The sequence below is a fragment of the Rhizobacter sp. P2_D12 genome, from assembly GCF_056404395.1.
This window is the reverse complement of record NZ_JBFUEB010000119.1, coordinates 1-18,234: the sequence shown is the minus strand read 5'-3', so window position 1 is coordinate 18,234 and position 18,234 is coordinate 1. Positions and strand designations below refer to the sequence as shown.

Annotated in this window: 19 protein-coding genes; 9 read left to right on the top strand and 10 right to left on the bottom strand. The window is 68.3% G+C overall.

Annotated elements, in window-relative coordinates; all coding sequences use genetic code 11:
- Positions 1 to 292 precede the first annotated feature (292 nt).
- The 8 genes from AC1DYN_RS27440 to AC1DYN_RS27405 all read right to left on the bottom strand — a co-directional run bounded on the left by AC1DYN_RS27440 (position 293) and on the right by AC1DYN_RS27405 (position 9,530).
- The gene (locus AC1DYN_RS27440; RefSeq protein ID WP_477965044.1) at positions 293 to 1,285 is read right to left on the bottom strand and encodes an ABC transporter ATP-binding protein; all 993 of its coding nucleotides are present in this window, start codon (positions 1,283 to 1,285) and stop codon (positions 293 to 295) included.
- The gene (locus tag AC1DYN_RS27435) at positions 1,282 to 2,253 is read right to left on the bottom strand and encodes an ABC transporter ATP-binding protein (RefSeq protein ID WP_477965042.1); all 972 of its coding nucleotides are present in this window, start codon (positions 2,251 to 2,253) and stop codon (positions 1,282 to 1,284) included. Before AC1DYN_RS27435 ends, AC1DYN_RS27440 begins: the two co-directional genes overlap by 4 nt.
- 15 nt (positions 2,254 to 2,268) lie before the next feature.
- Positions 2,269 to 3,183 carry an ABC transporter permease gene (locus AC1DYN_RS27430; protein WP_477965040.1) on the bottom strand — a complete coding sequence of 305 codons (915 nt, stop codon included), beginning with the start codon at positions 3,181 to 3,183 and terminating at the stop codon, positions 2,269 to 2,271.
- A gap of 10 nt (positions 3,184 to 3,193) precedes the next feature.
- Entirely contained in the window at positions 3,194 to 4,762 is a 1,569-nt protein-coding gene (locus AC1DYN_RS27425) for an ABC transporter substrate-binding protein (RefSeq protein ID WP_477965038.1), read from the bottom strand.
- 37 nt (positions 4,763 to 4,799) lie between these two features.
- Positions 4,800 to 6,002: a M20 aminoacylase family protein gene (locus tag AC1DYN_RS27420; protein ID WP_477965036.1), complete on the bottom strand. Its 1,203-nt coding sequence runs from the start codon at positions 6,000 to 6,002 to the stop codon at positions 4,800 to 4,802.
- Entirely contained in the window at positions 6,002 to 6,985 is a 984-nt protein-coding gene (locus tag AC1DYN_RS27415) for an ABC transporter permease (protein WP_477965034.1), read from the bottom strand. Before AC1DYN_RS27415 ends, AC1DYN_RS27420 begins: the two co-directional genes overlap by 1 nt.
- Before the next feature lie 138 nt (positions 6,986 to 7,123).
- Positions 7,124 to 8,272 (bottom strand): porin, encoded by a 1,149-nt coding sequence (locus AC1DYN_RS27410; RefSeq protein ID WP_477965032.1) that lies wholly within the window; start codon positions 8,270 to 8,272, stop codon positions 7,124 to 7,126.
- A 202-nt stretch (positions 8,273 to 8,474) separates the two neighbouring features.
- On the bottom strand, positions 8,475 to 9,530 hold the full coding sequence (locus tag AC1DYN_RS27405) for a porin (RefSeq protein ID WP_477965030.1): 1,056 nt from the start codon (positions 9,528 to 9,530) through the stop codon (positions 8,475 to 8,477).
- Positions 9,531 to 9,772: 242 nt separating this feature from the next.
- Between AC1DYN_RS27405 and coq7 the strand changes: the two genes are divergently transcribed.
- Positions 9,773 to 10,429 (top strand): 2-polyprenyl-3-methyl-6-methoxy-1,4-benzoquinone monooxygenase, encoded by a 657-nt coding sequence (gene coq7 / locus AC1DYN_RS27400; RefSeq protein ID WP_477965028.1) that lies wholly within the window; start codon positions 9,773 to 9,775, stop codon positions 10,427 to 10,429.
- Here the strand turns inward: coq7 and AC1DYN_RS27395 are convergent, their stop codons facing one another.
- On the bottom strand, positions 10,430 to 10,852 hold the full coding sequence (locus AC1DYN_RS27395) for an OsmC family protein (RefSeq protein ID WP_477965026.1): 423 nt from the start codon (positions 10,850 to 10,852) through the stop codon (positions 10,430 to 10,432).
- Positions 10,853 to 11,153: 301 nt separating this feature from the next.
- Between AC1DYN_RS27395 and ilvA the strand changes: the two genes are divergently transcribed.
- Together ilvA and AC1DYN_RS27385 are read left to right on the top strand one after the other, a co-directional pair.
- Complete coding sequence (gene ilvA, locus AC1DYN_RS27390) at positions 11,154 to 12,740, top strand: threonine ammonia-lyase, biosynthetic (protein ID WP_477965024.1); 1,587 nt, start codon at positions 11,154 to 11,156, stop codon at positions 12,738 to 12,740.
- A gap of 152 nt (positions 12,741 to 12,892) precedes the next feature.
- Positions 12,893 to 13,972 (top strand): nicotinate-nucleotide--dimethylbenzimidazole phosphoribosyltransferase, encoded by a 1,080-nt coding sequence (locus AC1DYN_RS27385; protein WP_477965022.1) that lies wholly within the window; start codon positions 12,893 to 12,895, stop codon positions 13,970 to 13,972.
- 6 nt (positions 13,973 to 13,978) lie between these two features.
- Here the strand turns inward: AC1DYN_RS27385 and AC1DYN_RS27380 are convergent, their stop codons facing one another.
- Positions 13,979 to 14,614 carry a hypothetical protein gene (locus tag AC1DYN_RS27380; protein ID WP_477965020.1) on the bottom strand — a complete coding sequence of 212 codons (636 nt, stop codon included), beginning with the start codon at positions 14,612 to 14,614 and terminating at the stop codon, positions 13,979 to 13,981.
- 60 nt (positions 14,615 to 14,674) lie between these two features.
- Here AC1DYN_RS27380 and gspG point away from each other — a divergent pair, with 60 nt between their 5' ends.
- The 6 genes from gspG to AC1DYN_RS27350 form a co-directional block, all read left to right on the top strand.
- Positions 14,675 to 15,112 carry a type II secretion system major pseudopilin GspG gene (gene gspG, locus AC1DYN_RS27375; RefSeq protein WP_477965018.1) on the top strand — a complete coding sequence of 146 codons (438 nt, stop codon included), beginning with the start codon at positions 14,675 to 14,677 and terminating at the stop codon, positions 15,110 to 15,112.
- Positions 15,096 to 15,563: a prepilin-type N-terminal cleavage/methylation domain-containing protein gene (locus AC1DYN_RS27370; protein WP_477965016.1), complete on the top strand. Its 468-nt coding sequence runs from the start codon at positions 15,096 to 15,098 to the stop codon at positions 15,561 to 15,563. Before gspG ends, AC1DYN_RS27370 begins: the two co-directional genes overlap by 17 nt.
- On the top strand, positions 15,560 to 15,919 hold the full coding sequence (gene gspI / locus AC1DYN_RS27365) for a type II secretion system minor pseudopilin GspI (protein ID WP_477965014.1): 360 nt from the start codon (positions 15,560 to 15,562) through the stop codon (positions 15,917 to 15,919). The genes AC1DYN_RS27370 and gspI overlap by 4 nt, the downstream gene beginning before the upstream one ends.
- A complete protein-coding gene (locus AC1DYN_RS27360; RefSeq protein WP_477965012.1) occupies positions 15,916 to 16,524 on the top strand; it encodes a prepilin-type N-terminal cleavage/methylation domain-containing protein in 609 nt (202 codons plus the stop codon). The genes gspI and AC1DYN_RS27360 overlap by 4 nt, the downstream gene beginning before the upstream one ends.
- Entirely contained in the window at positions 16,521 to 17,486 is a 966-nt protein-coding gene (gspK, locus tag AC1DYN_RS27355; RefSeq protein WP_477965010.1) for a type II secretion system minor pseudopilin GspK, read from the top strand. Before AC1DYN_RS27360 ends, gspK begins: the two co-directional genes overlap by 4 nt.
- A 124-nt stretch (positions 17,487 to 17,610) precedes the next feature.
- On the top strand, positions 17,611 to 18,234 hold a 624-nt coding region (locus tag AC1DYN_RS27350; protein ID WP_477965008.1), incomplete at its 3' end, for a type II secretion system protein GspL.

Genomic DNA, 18,234 nt, shown 5'->3' with positions numbered 1-18,234 from the left:
AGACTGGATCGGTCGGGGTGGGCGTTCGCGCTGGCGTTGGCTTGCATCTATGGGCCGTCAGCATCCCCCGGTCTCACGACCGGGGTTGCTGCGGCTGCGTTCCTCATCGACGCTTGGGCGAACGAAATGGGGAATCACTACGGTGGTCTGTCCGCTGCTGACGGCAGATGGCCCGGATCGTCCCTCCATCCCGACACCCTCATCCGCTGCGTCTGGGGGTGCAGACGGAACATACAAGCCCGGATGCCGATCCGGGGATTCCGGAAAGACGATTCCCGGATTGGCACCCGGGCTACAGGCGGCCTTCCTCCACGGCGTGGCAGGCGACAAGAATTCCCTTGAACTCGGCCAGCGCCGGCCGCTCGGCCTTGCAGCGCTCGTTCGCATGCGGGCAACGCGGGTGGAACGAGCATCCGCTCGGCGGGTTCAGCGGGTTCGGCACCTCGCCCTGCACCGGCGTGCGCGAACGCCCGCTCATCTCGATGTCCGGGATCGCGTCCAGCAGCATCCGCGTGTACGGGTGGCGCGGGTTGGAAAAGATGTCGGCCTTGTCCGCCAGCTCGACGATGCGCCCGAGGTACATCACGCCGACCCGGTCGCTGACGTGCCGCACCACCGCCAGGTTGTGCGAGATGAACAGGTAGGTCAGGCCGCGGCTGCGCTGCAGGTCCTTCATGATGTTCAGCACCTGCGCCTGCACCGAGACGTCGAGCGCCGAGGTCGGCTCGTCGCAGACCAGGAATTCCGGCTCGGTCGCCAGCGCCCGCGCGATCGAGATGCGCTGGCGCTGCCCGCCCGAAAACTGGTGCGGGTACTTCTCCATGTCGGCCGGCGACAGGCCCACCGACTGCAGCAGCTCGGCCACCTTGGCCTTCAGCTGCACCTTGTCGCGGATCAGGCCGTGCTCGGTCAGCGGCTCGGAAACGATCTGCTGCACCTTCCAGCGCGGGTTCAGGCTCGCATACGGATCCTGGAAGATCATCTGCATGCGCCGGCGCAGCGCCGGTGCGTCCTGGCTGGCCAGCGTCAGCGCGATGTCCTTGTTGCCGAAGTGCACCGCGCCGGCCGTCGGCGCATGCAGCCCGACCAGCAGCCGCGCGACGGTGCTCTTGCCGCAGCCGGATTCGCCGACCAGCGCGAGCGTGGTGCCGCGCTCGATCGAAAAGCTGATGCCGTCGACCGCATGCACGCGCTGGCGCGGCCGGCGCTCGATCACGCGGTTCAGCCACGGCGCCGAGACATCGAAGGTCTTGGCCAGCTCGCGCACTTCCACCAGCACGTTCATCGGGCCGCTCCCTCGTTGAGCCAGCACGCGGCCCGCGTCGCGCCGGCCGGCATCAGCTCGGGGCGCTCGACCCGGCAACGCTCGAACACGCTCGGGCAGCGCGGGTTGAACGCGCAACCGCCCGGGATCGCCGTCAGGCGCGGCATCGCGCCGTCGATCTGCAGCAGGCGCTCGCGGTCCAGCTTCATCGACGGGATCGAACCCATCAGGCCTGCCGTGTAAGGGTGGGCCGGCGCATGGATCACCGCCTGCACCGGGCCGATCTCGGCCACGCGACCGGCGTACATCACCGCAACGCGGTCGCAGGTTTCGGCGATCACGCCCATGTCGTGCGTCACCAGCATCACCGCCGCGCCATGCTCGCGGCACAGGCGCTTGAGCAGCGAGATGATCTGCGCCTGGATCGACACGTCGAGCGCGGTGGTCGGCTCGTCGGCGACGATCAGCTGCGGGTTGCCGGCCAGCGCCAGTGCGATCACGACGCGCTGGCGCATCCCGCCGGAGAACTGGTGCGGGTACTGGTCGATGCGCGCCTCGGCGGCCGGGATGCCGGTCTCCTGCAGCAGTTCGATCGCGCGCTTGCGCGCCTGCGCCGCATCCAGCGGCAGGTGCGCCTGGATGGTCTCGACCAGCTGGCGCCCGACGGTGAACAGCGGGTTCAGCGAGGTCAGCGGGTCCTGGAAGATCGCGCCGATGTGCCGGCCGCGCATCCGACGCATCTCTTCGTACGGCAGGTTGTCGATGCGCCGGCCCTGAAAGCGGATCTCGCCGGCGGCCACGCGGCCCGGTGGGTCGAGCAGGCCGATGATGGCCGAGCCGGTCAGCGACTTGCCGGCGCCGGATTCGCCCACCACGCCGAGGATCTCGCCGGGCGCGATGTCGAACGACACGTCGTCCAGCGCGACCAGCGTGCCGCGGCGCGTCGGGAACTCGACGCGCAGGTTCTTCACTTCGAGCAATGCGGTCATGTCACGCAACTTCGGTCATCGCAGTTTCGGATTGAGCGCATCGCGCAGCCAGTCGCCGAGCAGGTTCACGCTGAGCGCGATCAGCACCAGCATCGTGCCCGGGAACACCGTGATCCACCACTCGCCGGAGAACAGCAGGTCGTTGCCGACGCGGATCAGCGTGCCCAGCGACGGCGACGTGGGCGGCACGCCGACGCCGAGGAAGGACAGCGTGGCCTCGATGATGATCGCCGAAGCCACCTGGATGGTGGCCAGCACCATCACCGGCCCGGTGACGTTGGGCAGCACGTGGCGGCGCATGATGCGCAGCGTCGGCACGCCGATCACGCGCGCGGCCTGCACGTAGTCCTTGTTGCGCTCCACCAGCGTCGAGCCGCGCACCGTGCGCGCGTACTGCACCCAGCCGGTCAGCGAGATCGCGATGATCAGCACCGCGAACGCCAGCGTCTCGTGCGCATTCGGAAACAGCGCGCGCCCGATGCCGTAGATCAGCAGCGCGATCAGGATCGACGGGAACGACAGCATCACGTCGCAGATGCGCATGATGAAGGCGTCGGTCTTGCCGCCGACGAAGCCGGCCAGCAGGCCGAGCGACACGCCCACCACCAGCGAGACCAGCACCGAGGCCACGCCGACGAACAGCGAGATGCGCGAGCCGTACATCAGCGCCGACAGGATGTCGCGGCCCTGGTCGTCGGTGCCGAGCAGGTACTTCGTGCTGCCCTCGGCCAGCCAGGCCGGCGGCAGGCGCGCGTCGGCGAGTTCCAGCGTCGCCAGGTCCATCGGATTGTGCGGCGCGACCCACTCGGCGAACACCGCACCGAAGATGCAGGCGAAGGCGACCAGCGCCGCCGTCATCGCGGTGGGAGAGCGCCGGAAGCTGTACCAGAGGTCGCCGTCGAAGAAGCGGCGCAGGGCCTGCACCGCCATCACGCCGACCTCATTTCACCGTGGCCCATTTGTAGGGCATGAAGTTGTCGGGCAGCTGCGTGATCTCGACGTTCTTCTTCATCGCCGAAGCCAGCGCCTGCTGGTGCAGCGGGATGTGGCCGATGTCGTTGGCATGGATCTCGAAGGCTTCCTTGATCAGCGCGTTGCGCTTGCCCTGGTCGGTCTCGCTCTGGATCTTCAGCGTCAGCTCGTCCAGCTTCGGGTTGCTGTAGGCACCGAGGTTGAACTGGCCCTGGCCCTTGTCGGTGGGCGTGGCCATCAGCGAGGTCAGCGCGTTGTGCGCGTCGTAGGTGCTGGGCGTCCAGCCGAGCAGGTAGAAGCTGGTGTCGCGGCGCAGGATCTTCGGGAAGTACGTGTTCTTGGTCTCGGTCTGCAGGTTCACCTTCACGCCGATGCGCGCCAGGTTGGCGGCCACCGCCTGGCAGATGTCGGCATCGTTGACGTAGCGGTCGTTCGGGCAGTTCAGGCCGACCTCGAAGCCGCCGGGATAGCCGGCCTCGGCCAGCAGCTTCCTGGCCGCGTCGGCGTCGTACGGCAGCCGCTTGTTCTGCTCGGGGGTGAAGCCGCGGATGCCCGGCCCCACCATCAGCGCCGACGGCAGCGACGCGCCGCGCATCACGCGGCTCTTGATGGTCTCGATGTCGATCGCCTGGTAGAAGGCCTGGCGCACGCGCTTGTCCTTGAACGGGTTCTTGCCCTTGACGTTCGAGAACAGCAGCTCGTCGCGCTTCTGGTCCATGCCGAGGAAGATGGTGCGCAGCTCGGGGCCTTGCGACACCTTCAGGTTGGGCGACGACTTGATGCGCTCGATGTCCTGCAGCGGCACCGGTTCGATCACGTCGACTTCGCCGGACAGCAGGGCCGCCACGCGCGTGGGCGAGCTGCCGATCGGCGTGAAGATGACCTCGTCGACGTTGCCGTCGACCTTGCCCCAGTAGGTGCCGTTGCGAATGAGCACGGTGCGTGCCGACGGCTGGCGCTCCTTCAGGCGGAACGGGCCGGTGCCGTTGGCCTTGAAGCTGGCGGTGTTCTCGATGCCCTTGCGGCGATCGACCGGGATCACCGCCTTGTTGTCCTCGCACCACTTCTTGCTCATGATTAAGACGTTGGTCAGCACGTCCGGCAGGATCGGGAACGGTGCCAGCGTCTCGATCTCGATCGCGTGCGTGCCGACCTTGCGCACCTCCTTGAACGGCGAGGTGTAGCTCTGCATGTCCGAGCCCTCGCCGGCCGCGCGCTTGAGCGAGAACACCACGTCGTCGGCGGTGAACGGCGTGCCATCGTGGAAGCTGACGCCCTTGCGCAGCTCGAAGCGCCACACCGTCGGCGAGGTCTGCTTCCAGTCGGTGGCGAGGATAGGTGCCAGCGCCAGCTTCTTGTCGCGCCCGACCAGCGGCTCGTAGACATTGCCGGTGAAGGTGAGCTGCAGCGTCTCGTTCAGCGAATGCGGGTCCATCGACTGCGCATCGCCCTGGTTGGCCACGCGCAGCGTCACGGCACCGGCCAGGCCGCAGGACAAGGCCAGCGCAAGCGCCAGCACGGTGGGTTTCAACGTCATCGGGGACTCCTTCGAGGATGAACGGAAGATGGGGGGATCACAGCGGCATCGCGCGCTCGGCCAGCGTCGCGAGCAGCGCGCTGCCCAGCGGCAGGATCTCGTCGTTGAAGTCGTAGCGCGTGCTGTGCAGGAAGCACCCGCCCTCGCCGCCCTGCCCGATGCGCAGGTAGGCGCCGGGACGTGCCTGCAGCATGAACGAGAAATCCTCGGCGCCCATGCTGGGGATCAGCTCGCGCACCACCTTGTCCTCGCCGATCAGGCTGGCCGCGGTGTCGGCCGCGAAGGCCGCTTCGCGCGGCGTGTTGATGGTGGCCGGGTAGACGCGCTGGTAGTCGAGGCTCGCGCTCGCGCCGAAGCCGAGCGCCACCGATTCGGCGAGCCGGCCCAGGCGCTCCTCGATCATGTCCTGCACCTCGCGCTTGAACGTGCGCACCGTGCCGATCAGCCGGGCCTGGCGCGGGATCACGCTGAACGCGCCCATGTCGCCGGCCTGCACCGCGCACAGGCTGAGCACCGCGCTGTCCAGCGGGTTGACGTTGCGCGACACCAGGCTTTGCGCGGCGGTGATGATGTGGGCCGCGACCAGCACCGGGTCGATCGCCATGTAGGGATGCGCGCCATGGCCGCCGCGGCCGTTGACGGTGATCTCGACGCGGTCGGCGGCGGCCATCATCGCCCCCATGTTGAGCCCGACCGTGCCCGGCGGCATGCTGGGCCAGTTGTGCATCGCGTAGACCGACTCGACCGGGAAGCGGTCGAACAGCCCGTCGTCGATCATTGCCTTGGCGCCGGCGAAGCCCTCCTCGCCCGGCTGGAAGATCAGCACCGCATCGCCGGCGAACTGGCGCGTCTGCGCCAGGTAGCGCGCCGCGCCCACCAGCATCGCGGTGTGGCCGTCGTGGCCGCAGCCGTGCATCAGGCCCTGCGTCGACGAGCGCCACGGGAAGTCGTTCTCTTCGCGCATCGGCAGCGCATCCATGTCGGCACGCAGGCCGATCGAGCGCGGCCCGGGCCGGCTGCCATGGATCACGCCGACCACGCCGGTCTTGCCGATGCCGGTGTGGATCTCGTCGACACCGCACACGCGCAAGGCCTCGGCCACCTTGGAGGCGGTGCGCACCTCCTCGAAGCCGAGTTCGGGGTGGGCATGCAGGTCGCGGCGGAACGCCATCAGTTCGGACTGCCAGCCGGCCAGCCGCTGGTAGGCGCCGGAGGCGGCCAGGGGCGCGGATTCACGCATCAATGTGCTCCCGCCGCACGCTCCACGCGCAAGCGCGGGTCGACGGCAAAGTACAGGAGATCGACCACCAGGTTGATCACGACGAAGATCAGCGCGATCAGGCACAGGTAGGCGGCCATCACCGGGATGTCGGCGAAGGTGACGGCCTGGATGAAGAGCAGGCCCATGCCGGGCCACTGGAAGACCTGCTCGGTGATGATGGCGAACGCGATGAGTGCGCCGAGCTGCAGCCCGGTGATGGTGATCACCGGCACCAGCGTGTTGCGCAGCGCATGCGAGAAGTAGACGACGCGGTTGGGCAGGCCGCGCGCTCGCGCGAAACGGATGTAGTCGGCGCGCAGCACCTCCAGCATCTCGGCTCTCACCAGCCGCATGATCAGCGTCAGCTGGAAGGCCGCCAGCGTCACCGACGGCAGCACCAGGTGCTTCCAGCCGTCGACGGTGAAGAAGCCTGAGGTCCAGGCGCCGAAGCTCATCACCTCGCCGCGGCCAAAGCTCGGCAGCCATTTCAGCGTCACCGCGAACACCAGGATCAGCAGGATGCCGATCAGGAACGTGGGCAGCGACACGCCCAGCAGCGACAGCGTCATCAGCGCCTGCGACAGGAAGCTGCCGCGGCGCAGCGCCGCATAGACGCCGAACGGGATGCCGACCGCGAGCGCCAGCACCGCAGCGGTGATCGACAGCTCGAGCGTGGCTGGCAGCCGCTCGACGATCAGCGACGACACCTTGCGGCCCTGGCGCAGGCTGAGGCCGAACTCGCCCCGTACCGCGTTGCCGACGAAATGCGCGAACTGGACCGGAAAGGGTTTGTCCAGCCCCAGATCGGCGCGCAGCTGCGCACGCTGCGCGGGCGTGGCTTCCTGCCCGAGCAGGTTGGTGACCGGGTCGCCGACGTACTGGAACAGCATGAAGGAGATGAAGGCCACCGACAGCATCACGACGATGGCTTGGAGGAACCGGCGAACGATGAAGGCGAGCATGCGTGCGTGAGTGAGATCCCGCGTGACTGTACTTCTGAAGCAACTTCCGAACCGAGTCGGGCAAACGAGGGGCCTGACGGCGGCGACCATGAGAAAGGGCCGCACGGAGGCGGCCCTGGTTCGAGAGCGTGGCGCCGGTCAGAAGCGGTGGCGCAGCCCGATCGTGAAGCCGTTGCGCGTCTGCGAGCCGTTGGCGGTGCCGCTGTTGCCGTTCAGGCTGACGTTGCCGCTGAGCTTGGTGTTGTCGACCTCGAGGTAGGCGTCGGTGCGCTTGGACAGCGCATAGTCGGCCGCCGCGGTGACGAACTTGGCGGTCGCATCGTTGGCTGACGACAGGCCGCTCTGCTTGGCGCGGAAGTAGTGGATGCCGAGGTTCAGCTCGGTCGTGGCCTGGAAGTTGGTACCGACGGTCCAGATCTGGCGCTTGTTGGCGGCCGTGAAGGCCGGGCCGCCGAATCCGCCATTGGCGGTGCCGGTCCAAAAGGAACCCAGCACGACGCGGTCGGTGGGAGTCAGGCCATCGTCGACCTTGTTGTCAGCCCAGCCCGCGTTGAAGTACCAGGCCCCCGTCTTGTACGAAGCACCCACCGTGGTGGCCTTGACCTTCTTCTCGGAGGCGAACTCATACTCTTCGTAGCCCACGCCTGCACCGATGCCGCTGGCTGAATAGCGCAGGTAGCCACCGACGCTCTTGCCGCCGGTTGCCGCGCCTTCGCCCGCCGAGACCTGCAGCGCCGCGCGCACCGGACCGACCTCGATCAGGTACTTGACCATGTTGTCATTGCGCGCGCCCAGCGCGAAGCCGATCTCCGGCTTGAACGCCTCGAAATACGGTGAATAGGGATACGACGCGTAGGTGCTGGTGACGACGTCGAACAGCACGTTGTATTGCCGGCCCAGCGTCACGCGTCCGAATCCGGTCTGCAGCCCGACCCAGGATTGCGACCAGAACTGCGTCACGGCCTGGGTTCCGCTGTCGGGCAACAGGCGGTGCTCGAGGTTGACCAGCCCCTTCATGCCGCCGCCGAGGTCTTCGACGACGTTGATGCCCAGGCGGCTTTGCGACATGCCGCCGCCGATCACGCGCCAGATGCCGTCTTCAGGCGCCCCGGCGTTCTGCTCGTTGGACGTGTGTCGCACGGCCACGTCGACGATGCCATACATCGTGACGCTGGACTGGGCCCATGCCGAAGAGCCCATGGCGGCCAGAACCGCGGTCGCAAGGATCGTCTTTTTCACAGTTGTCTCCTGGTGGTTTCGAGCGAATTCTTTGAAATGAATTGTCATGGAAGCAGCACGGTCGTGCGCTTCCATGTTGCAGACTGTTCACTGGCGTAAACCTTGATTGCAGCGAAATCACCGCTGCGGCTGCCCGCTCGAAACCTGTCACACAGGCGACAGCAACAATGAAAAAGGCCGCCCGGAGGCGGCCTTTGGAACGATCCGGATCATGCCGGCACGGCGAACCGTGCCGGCATGAATCAGGTCATCAGAACGAGTGGCGAATGCCAGCTTCGAAGCCTTGCGACTTTTCGCCGGCCTTGATGAACGGCAGCGCCGGCGTCGAAGCCGTTGCGGTGGTGCCTTGCACCGTGTAGGTGGCCGCGCCCTTGTTCTTGATCTGGGCGTACGTCGTGTACAGCGCGGTGCGCTTGGACAGGTCGTACTGGTAGCCGACAGCGAACTGGTTGGCGTCGTTGGCGTCGATGCTCGCGCCAGCAGCGTTGGTGCCCTTCATGTCGACGCGAACGTAGCCGGCACGGAAGGTGCTCGGGCCGAACGGCACCGAGGCACCGATCTGGATCACGTTCTGCTTTGCGTCGAGGTACTTGGCTTGAGCGCCGAAGCCCATGACCTTCACGACACCGAAGTCGTACGAAGCGCCGACGATGCCCTTCTTGTACTTTTCACCGTCGTTGATGTTTTCGGTCGTGCCGTAGGTGCCCGACACATCCAGCGGGCCAGCGGCGTAACCGGCGCGACCAGCGATGTGCTTCTTGCCAGCCGTGCCTTCACCAGCAGCCACCGACGCACGAGCGTAGAAACCGCCCAGGGCCGGCGTGAAGTAGCTCACCATGTTGTCGGCACGGGTGACCGTGTCAACGTTGGAAGCGCCGACGGTCGACGCCGAGTTGAAGTGGCTCACGTCGGCGACACCGTTGGTGCCGAACGTGTCGTAGTCAGCGAAGCCCGTGAAGGTTGCGGTCAGTTCGCGGCCAGCGCGGATTTCACCGAAACCGCCGGCCAGGCCGACGGTCGAACGACGGTGCCAGAAGCGGGTGGAGTTGGAGGTGCCCGAGTCCGGGTTCACAGCCGTTTCCAGCCAGAAGTTGGCCTTCAGGCCGCCACCCAGGTCTTCCGTGCCGCGGAAGCCCAGACGGCTGCTGTTGATGCCGTCGGTGCTCAGCGTCTTCAGCTTCTGGTCGCCGTTCTTCGTGTAACGGGCGCCGACGTCCAGGATACCGAACAGCGTGACCGACGATTGGGCCGAGGCTGCACCGGCAAACGCGCCCAGGGCGGCGAGAGCGAGTAGAGATTTTTTCATTGCGACGATCTCCTAGGTTGAACAAGAGGTCCCGGTCATCGGAGTCCCTGGGAGGGACAGACCGGGCCAACCTCCTCAGTGGAAGTTGCCGTATTGCACCAGAGGGCGGGACCGAAGCAAAGGATCGTGGTCGCGGATTGGGGCCATCTGTTGTCTGAGCACAACGTGGGCCGGATCAACGCAATCCGCTTGCGCAAGGCGGGTGAACGCTCGTTCGCAAGCGGCTTCGGTATGCTCGCCGCATGGTTCCCGAACTCCCTCGCCCGCGCTCGCTGACGCGGCTCGACCACTGGCTGAGCGCGATCGACGGCGCACTGAAGACGCTGGCCGCGCCGCAGCCTGCCGCCGCATCGAAAGCGAGCCCGGCGACGACGCTGCCGACACTCACCGATGCAGAGCAGCGCCTGTCCGGTTCGCTGATGCGGGTCAACCACGTCGGCGAGGTCTGCGCGCAGGCGCTCTACCAGGCCCAGGCGCTGACGGCGCGGGACCCCGTGCTGCGCGAGCACTGCGAGGCGGCGGCGCGCGAGGAAGCGGACCACCTCGCGTGGACGCATCAACGCCTGGTCGAACTGCGGGCCCACCGCAGCGTGTTGAACCCGCTCTGGTACGCAGGCGCCTTCGGTATCGGCTGCGTCGCCGGCCTGGCGGGCGACACGTGGAGCCTCGGCTTCATCGTCGAGACCGAGCGGCAGGTCGAACAGCACCTGGCCGGCCACAACGAGCGCCTGCCCGCGGCCGACGATGCGTCACGTGCGATCGTGCGGCAGATGCAGCGCGACGAGGCGCGTCATGCCCAAGAGGCGCAGGCGCGCGGCGGCATCGAGCTGCCGGCGCCGCTGCGCTGGGCGATGCGCGCGGCCTCGCGGGTCATGACCGGCACCGCGCACCACCTCTGATCAGGCTTCGACGACCTCGAAGCTGGTCGTGATCTCGGCCGTCTTCGCCAGCATGATGGTCGCCGAACAGTACTTGTCGTGCGACATCTGCACCGCCCGCTCGACCGCCTGGGCCGCCAGCCCCTTGCCGGTGACGGTGAAGTGCAGGTGGATCTTCGTGAACACCTTCGGGTCGGTCTCGGCCCGCTCGGCCTGCAGCTTGACCTGGCAGCCGGTCACCGCATGGCGGCCGCGCTTGAGGATCAACACCACGTCGTAGGCGGTGCAGCCGCCGGTGCCGGCCAGCACCGTCTCCATCGGCCGCGGCGCCAGGTTGCGGCCGCCGCCATCGGGCGCGCCGTCCATCACCAGCACGTGGCCGCTGCCGGTCTCGGCCACCATGCCCATGCCGCTGGCCGGCATCCAGTTGATCGTGCACTCCATCGTCGACACCCTGCTCCGTGAACGCCCCATGACGGGCGAGCGGCATTGTGCATCCCGTCACGCCGACGCCCCGCGCAGCGTCGCAAACACCCCACCCGCTTATTGCAGCGCAACATGACTGCGGCTACACTTGCGCAATCGATGTCGCTCTTGTGGCATCACCGTTTGTCTCCTCCACCTCCTCCATTGGTGGATTCAGCCCAAGTCAGCAATGACTTGGGCTTTTTTCTTGCCTTCGAGGGTTGGCAGGCACTGACGTATCATCCGGCGCCCCCCAGAACACAGATCCGAGGAGTCCCCGATGGCTGGCGCCGCTCGCCCGAAGAAATCACGCCCTGCGCCGCCCAAGCCCGCCCAGACAGCGGCTCGACCACTCGGGCTGTCCGACTACCTGCAGAAAATCCTGACCGCGCGCGTCTACGACGTCGCCATCGAGGCACCGCTGGAGCCGGCGCGCAACCTGTCGAAGCGCGTGGGCAACCAGGTGCTGCTCAAGCGCGAGGACAGCCAGCCGGTGTTCAGCTTCAAGCTGCGCGGCGCCTACAACAAGATGGCCCACCTGGATGCCGCGGCGCTCAAGCGCGGCGTCATCTGCGCATCGGCCGGCAACCACGCCCAGGGCGTCGCGCTCGGCGCGCACCGCCTCGGCTGCCAGGCCGTCATCGTGATGCCGGTGACGACACCGCGCGTCAAGATCGATGCGGTGCGGGCGCTGGGCGGCGAGGTCGTGCTGCACGGCGACAGCTATTCCGATGCCTACCTGCACGCGGTCGAACTCGAGCGCAGCCGCGGGCTGAGCTTCGTGCACCCGTTCGACGACCCCGACGTGATCGCCGGCCAGGGCACGATCGCGATGGAGATCCTGCGGCAGCACCAGGGCCCGATCCACGCCGTGTTCGTCGCGATCGGCGGCGGCGGGCTGATCTCGGGCATCGCCGCCTACATCAAGGCCGTGCGCCCGGAGATCAAGGTGATCGGCGTGCAGACCACCGATTCCGACGCGATGGTGCGCTCGGTGCGGGCCGGCAAGCGCGTGCAGCTGGGCGACGTCGGGCTGTTCTCGGACGGCACCGCGGTCAAGCTGGTCGGCGAAGAGACCTTCCGGCTGACGCGCGAGCTGGTCGACGACTTCGTGCTGGTCGACACCGACGCGGTCTGCGCGGCGATCAAGGACGTGTTCCAGGACACCCGCAGCATCCTCGAGCCGGCCGGTGCGCTGGGCGTCGCGGCCGTCAAGCAATACGCCGAGACCCACAAGCTGAAGGGGCAGACGCTGGTGGCGATCACCGGCGGCGCCAACATGAACTTCGACCGCCTGCGCTTCGTCGCCGAGCGCGCCGAGGTCGGCGAGGAACGCGAGGCCTTGTTCGCGGTGACGATCCCCGAGCGGCACGGCAGCTTCCGCCGCCTGTGCGAGCTGATCGGCGGGCGCAGCGTCACCGAGTTCAACTACCGCATCTCCGATGCGCAGCAGGCGCACGTGTTCGTCGGCCTGGCCACCAGCAACCGCGGCGAATCCGACAAGATCGCGCGCAGCTTCATCAAGCATGGCTTCGACACCATCGACCTGACCGACGACGAGCTGGCCAAGCAGCACGTACGCCACATGGTGGGCGGGCGCAGCGAACTGGCGCACGACGAGCGCCTGTACCGCTTCGTGTTCCCCGAGCGGCCGGGCGCGCTGATGCGCTTCCTGTCGAGCATGCATCCGGACTGGAACATCAGCCTGTTCCACTACCGCAACCAGGGCGCCGACTACGGCCGCATCCTGGTCGGCATCCAGCTGCCGCGCGGCGACAGGAAGGCCTTCAAGGCCTTCCTCGACGGCCTGGCCTATCCGTGCGTCGACGAGACCGACAACCCGGTCTACCGCCTGTTCCTGCGCTGAGCCGCGAGGGCCTCGACCATGCAGGCTAGGGATCACGCGCCATTGCCCCCACGGCGCACGCTGCCCCACAATCCGGCACCAGGCCTTCACGCGACGGTGCCGCTGGGACGACTTCCATGACGACGAGTCCGGCACGCCCCCACAACCTGCCCATGTCCGTCAACCGCTCACTGATTTCCCCCACCGCCAATCCGCTGCTCGAGCAGGCCCTGCGCGAGAAGCTCAAGCGCCGCAGCGAAGTGACCGGCAACCTGGGGGAACTGGAGCCGTTGGCGGTGCGCCTGGGCTTGATCCAGAACACGCTGAAGCCGCGCTTCAGCTCGCCGCAGATCGCGCTGTTCGCCTCCGACCACGGCCTCGCGGTCGACGGCATCGGCCAGGCCGGCCAGCCCTCGACAGCCAAGCTGGTGCAGAACCTGCTCACCTCGCAATTGCCGGTCTCGGTGTTCGCGCGCATCCAGGGGCTGGAGCTGAGCGTCGTCGATTGCGGCGTCGCCGAGGCGGTCGCGCCGCACCCGCGATTGATGGCGCGCAAGATCGCGCACGGCACGCGCAATGCGCGCGTCAACGTCGCGATGACGCTCGACCAGGCGCATGCCGCGATCCGCGCCGGCATGGAGATCGCCGATGCATTGCCCGGCAACGTGATCGCCTGTGCCGGCGTCGGCGTCGGCTCGCATGAAAGCGCGGCGCTGGTGCTGTCCGGCCTGTCCGGTGAACCGATCCGCGAACTGGTGGCCTCCGGTCCCGGCATGAAGGGCGAGAACGAGGCACGCTTGCTGATGGTGCTGCAGAGTGCCCAGGGCCGGCACCGCGACGTCACCGACCCGGTGGAGGTGCTGGCGGCCTATGGCGGCTTCGAGATCGCGATGATGGTGGGCGTGATGCTGGTGGCGTCGAGCAAGCGCCACCTGATCATGGCCGACGGCATGCCGGCCTGCGCGGCGCTGATGGTGGCGTCGCGCATCGCGCCCACCGTGACCGACTATTGCGTTTTCTGTCGCAGCCACAGCCATCCCGGCCTGACGCAGACGCTGGGGTTGTTCCATGCGCTGGCGCTGCTCGAGCTGGGCATGGAGAGCACCGACGGCACCGGCGCCACGCTGGCCTGGCCGCTGGTGCGCAGCGCGGCTGCACTGCTGACCGAGGTGGCCGAGGGCGAAGACCCGGGTCCGTCGCTGCCGGCGGATTTCAGCCCGAGCGCCCATTCGACGCCGAGCCGGTTCAACTAGCGCCGGCTACCGGGCGGTCTCGCCCGGCTTCACGTAGGGCGTGCGCGGCCGCCCCATGTTGCTCTTCGACTGGGATGTCGGCGGCGGCGGCGGTACCGGTTGCGCGCCGGGCATCGGCGGTGCCGGCTGCATCTGCGGCTGCTGAACCTGCTGCGGCGCAGCCGCAGACCGCATCGGCGCCCCGTCGACCGGCGGCAGCGTGCCGGTGGCCGGCGGCGGCAGCGGCGGGATCTCGAGCACCAGCGCCGGCGTGCCCTGGCGCGGCCCGATCGATGCCGTGCGCAGGCTCACCGTCTGCAGGATCCATTCTTCATCGACGCGGGCCCCGGCCAGGAAGGCGCGTGCCGGCTTGCCGTCGACCGAGATCAAGGCCACGCCGGGCGCGCTGCCTTCGGGCCCGGTCTTGGCCGCCATCACGCCGATCAGCTTGAAGCGGTTGCTGGCCGGCGCCGCGGCGGCGACCTCGGCCACCGGCTCGGCGCCGAGCAGCCGCGTCAGGTCGCCGCGCAGGCTCGCGGAGCCCCCCACGCTCAGCGCGTTGGCGGGTGCCGGGATCGGCCGCACGAAGAGGCGCATCCCCCAAAAGACGATGGATCCGGCCACCAGGGCCCAGATTACGAATGCCGACAGTCTCGCAGTCATTGGACGATTATGATTCATCGTTCACCTCTGACCGGTAACGTGATTGTTGCTGACACTCCCATGAATCGAGTCCCTTCTTCCGCACCGCGCCGCCACCGCGGCTTCACGCTGATCGAACTGATGGTCGTGCTCGTCATCATCGGCGTACTGGCCGCGCTGATCGTGCCGAACGTGCTCGATCGCGCCGCCGAAGCCCGCGTCACCGCGGCGCGCACCGACGTCAACAACCTGATGCAGGCGCTCAAGCTCTACAAGCTCGACAACCAGCGCTTCCCGTCGGGCGAGCAGGGCCTGCAGGCCCTGGTGGTCAAGCCGACCACCGGCACCATCCCGCCGAACTGGAAGCCCTACCTCGACAAGCTGCCCAACGATCCGTGGGGCAAGCCGTACCAATATGCCAACCCCGGCGTGAAAGGCGAGATCGATGTCTACAGCCTCGGTGCCGACGGCCAGGTGGGCGGCGAAGGCAAAGACGCCGAAGTTGGCTCCTGGCAATAAACCTGGGGCCGGCGGCTTCACGCTGATCGAGCTGCTGGTGGTGATCACGCTGATCGCCATCGCCTCGGCAGTGGCCAGCCTGTCGATCCGCAACCCGGCCAGCACGCGCCTCGACCACGAAGCGGCGCGCCTGGTGGCGCTGCTCGAATCGGCGCGCGCCGCATCGCGCGCCTCGGGCATCGCGGTGACCTGGGTGCCGCGCGCCGCCGAGCCGAACGCCGAAGGCTTCCGCTTCGTCGGCCTGCCGGCCACCAGCGACCTGCCGACCAAGTGGCTGACGCCCGAGGTGTCGGCCGACATCGCCGGCGCCAAGGCCATCGTGCTCGGGCCCGAGCCGCTGATCGGCGCGCAGCGCATCGTGCTGCACCTGGACGACCAGAGCGTCGCGCTCGGCACCGACGGCCTCGGGCCGTTCATCGTGCTCGACAACGAGCAGGTGGCGCAGCCATGAAGCGCCACGCCGGCTTCACGCTGATCGAGGTGCTGGTCGCGCTGGCCATCGTCGCGGTCACGCTCGGCGCCGGCATCAAGGCGGCCGGCGCACTGACCAACAACACGCAGCGGCTGGTCGAGGTCACGTCGGCGCAGTGGTGTGCCGAGAACCAGCTCACCGGCCTGAAGCTTGCCCGCGTGTTCCCGAGCGTCGGCGACACCGAGTTCAGCTGCGACCAGTTCGGCGTCAGCTACAAGGGCAAGCAGGCCTCGCGGCCGACGCCCAACCCGAACTTCCGGCGCGTCGACGCACAGATCTTCAACGAGAACGACCAGCCCGTGCTGACGCTCTCCACGGTGCTGCCCAAGCCATGAAGGCGCGCGGCTTCACGCTCGTCGAGGTGCTGGTCGCGATGGTCATCATGGCGATCGTCGCGATGATGTGCTGGCAAGGTGTCGACGGCATCGTGCGCGCGCGCACCGCGAGCCAGCAGCGCCTCGAGCAGGTGCTGCGCGTGAGCAGCGTGCTCGCGCAGTGGGAGCAGGACCTCGACCAGGCGCAGGACAGCGGCGTGCTGCCGAGCGCGATGGCCTTCGATGGCGCGTCGATGCGCGTCACGCGGCGCGCGCCCGGCGGGCTGCAGATGGTGGTGTGGTCGCTGCGCGGCGGCACCTGGCTGCGCTGGGCCAGCCCGGTGGTCACGACGGCCAACGAACTGAAGCAGAACTGGCTGGCCAGCCAGCAGTTCCTCGGCAACGAGGTCGGCCAGCTGCGCACGCTGACCGGCCTGTCCGACTGGCAGGTCTACTACTTCCGCGGAACCGCCTGGACCAACGCGCAGTCCAGCGCCGATCCCAACACCAATGCCGGCGTCGTCACGACGCCGCTGCCGCAGGGCGTGCGGCTGGTGCTGAGCTTCGGCGAAGGCAGCGGCTTCGCCGGCAACGTCACGCGCGACGTGACGATCGGTCCGCAATGACGCGCCGCCCGAGCCACCGACACCAGCAGGGCGCCGCGCTGCTGATGGCGATGATCATCGTCACGCTGGTCGCGACGCTGGCGGTGTCGATGGTCTGGCAGCAGTGGCGCGCGGTGCAGGTCGAGACCGCCGAGCGCGCGCGCCAGCAGTCGGCCTGGATGCTGTCGGGGGCGCTCGACTGGTCGCGCATCATCCTGAAGGAAGACGCCAAGGCCGGCGGCGCCGACCACCTGGGCGAACCGTGGGCCGTGCCGCTCGAGGAAGCGCGGCTGTCGACCTTCCTCGCGGCCGACAAGGACAACACCGACGACGCGCCCGACGCCTTCCTGTCCGGTGCCATCACCGACCTGCAGGCCCGCTTCAACCTGACCAACCTGGTCGATGCCGGCAAGGTCAGCGAACCCGACCTGCTGGCCTTCCGCCGGCTGTGCGAGAAGGTCAACGTGGCCGTGACGGTGGCCGACAACATCGCCAAGGGCCTGCTGGCCGCGACACCGGCCGCGCCGGGGGCCAGCGCGCCGGCCGGCACCGCCAATGCGCCGCTGCTGCCCCGGCGCTTCGACCAACTGGGCTGGCTGGGCGTCGACCCGACCGCGCTGGCACGCCTCGAGCCCTATGTGACGATCCTGCCGATCCGCACCCCGGTCAACGCCAACACCGCCAGCAAGGAAGTGCTGGCCGCGGTGATTCCCGGGCTCGACCTGGGCAGCGCCGAGCGCCTGGTGCAGGTGCGCCAGCGCACGCCGTTCAAGGCGATGACCGACATCCAGTCCAACCTGGCCGCCAACACGCCGGCGCTGAACGCCGCGCAGGTCGGCGTGACCACCAGTTTCTTCGAAGTGCGCGGCCGCCTGCGGCTCGCCGACCAGGTGCTCGAACAGCGCTCGGTCGTCGAGCGCCGGGGCACCTCCGTCACCCCGTTGTCGCGCGAACGCGTGAGCTCCCTGGAGAGCAGCAATTGACAAGCCGCGACGGCGCCGCCACGCTGTCGCAGGAACTACTACAACAAGACACCGTAAGTCGTTGATTTGTTAAGGTTTGCGCGCGCCGCATGCCTACAATGCCGCAGCCCACATCGCGCCCCTCATGAGCACACTCGTCATCCAGATCCCGCCCCGCCCCCGGCTGCGTGCCAGCAGCCAGGACAGGGCCGCGTCGGACGGCCAGGGCGCCGAGTACGTCTACGCGATGTCGCCCGACGGCCTGTCGATGGCGACGCAGGGCCGCTGCGCCGCGTCGCTGCTGCCGAAGGCGAGCGTCGTCGTGGCGGTGCTGGCCGACACCGACGTCAGCTGGCACCGCATCACCTTGCCGAAAGCCCCCGCCGCCCGGCTGCGCGCCGCGCTGACCGGCGTGCTCGAAGAGGCGCTGCTCGACGATGCCGACGCGGTGCACCTGGCCGTGGCGCCCGAGGCCGTGGCCGGCCAGCCGGCCTGGATCGCCGCGACCGACCGGCTGTGGCTGACCGGCGAGCTGGCGGCGCTGGAAAAGGCCCAGGTGTTCGTCGACCGCGTGGTGCCGGTGGCCTGGCCGGACGACCCGCCAATCGGCCATTTCGCCGAGAACAGCACCGACCCCGAAGCCGCCCGCGGCACCGAAGGCATCACGCTCAGCTGGGCGCACAGCGACGGCGTCGCGCTGGTCAGCCTGCAGGGCAGCCTGGCGCGCGCGCTGCTGCCGCAACCGCTGCCCGAAGGCGCGCGCTGGAGG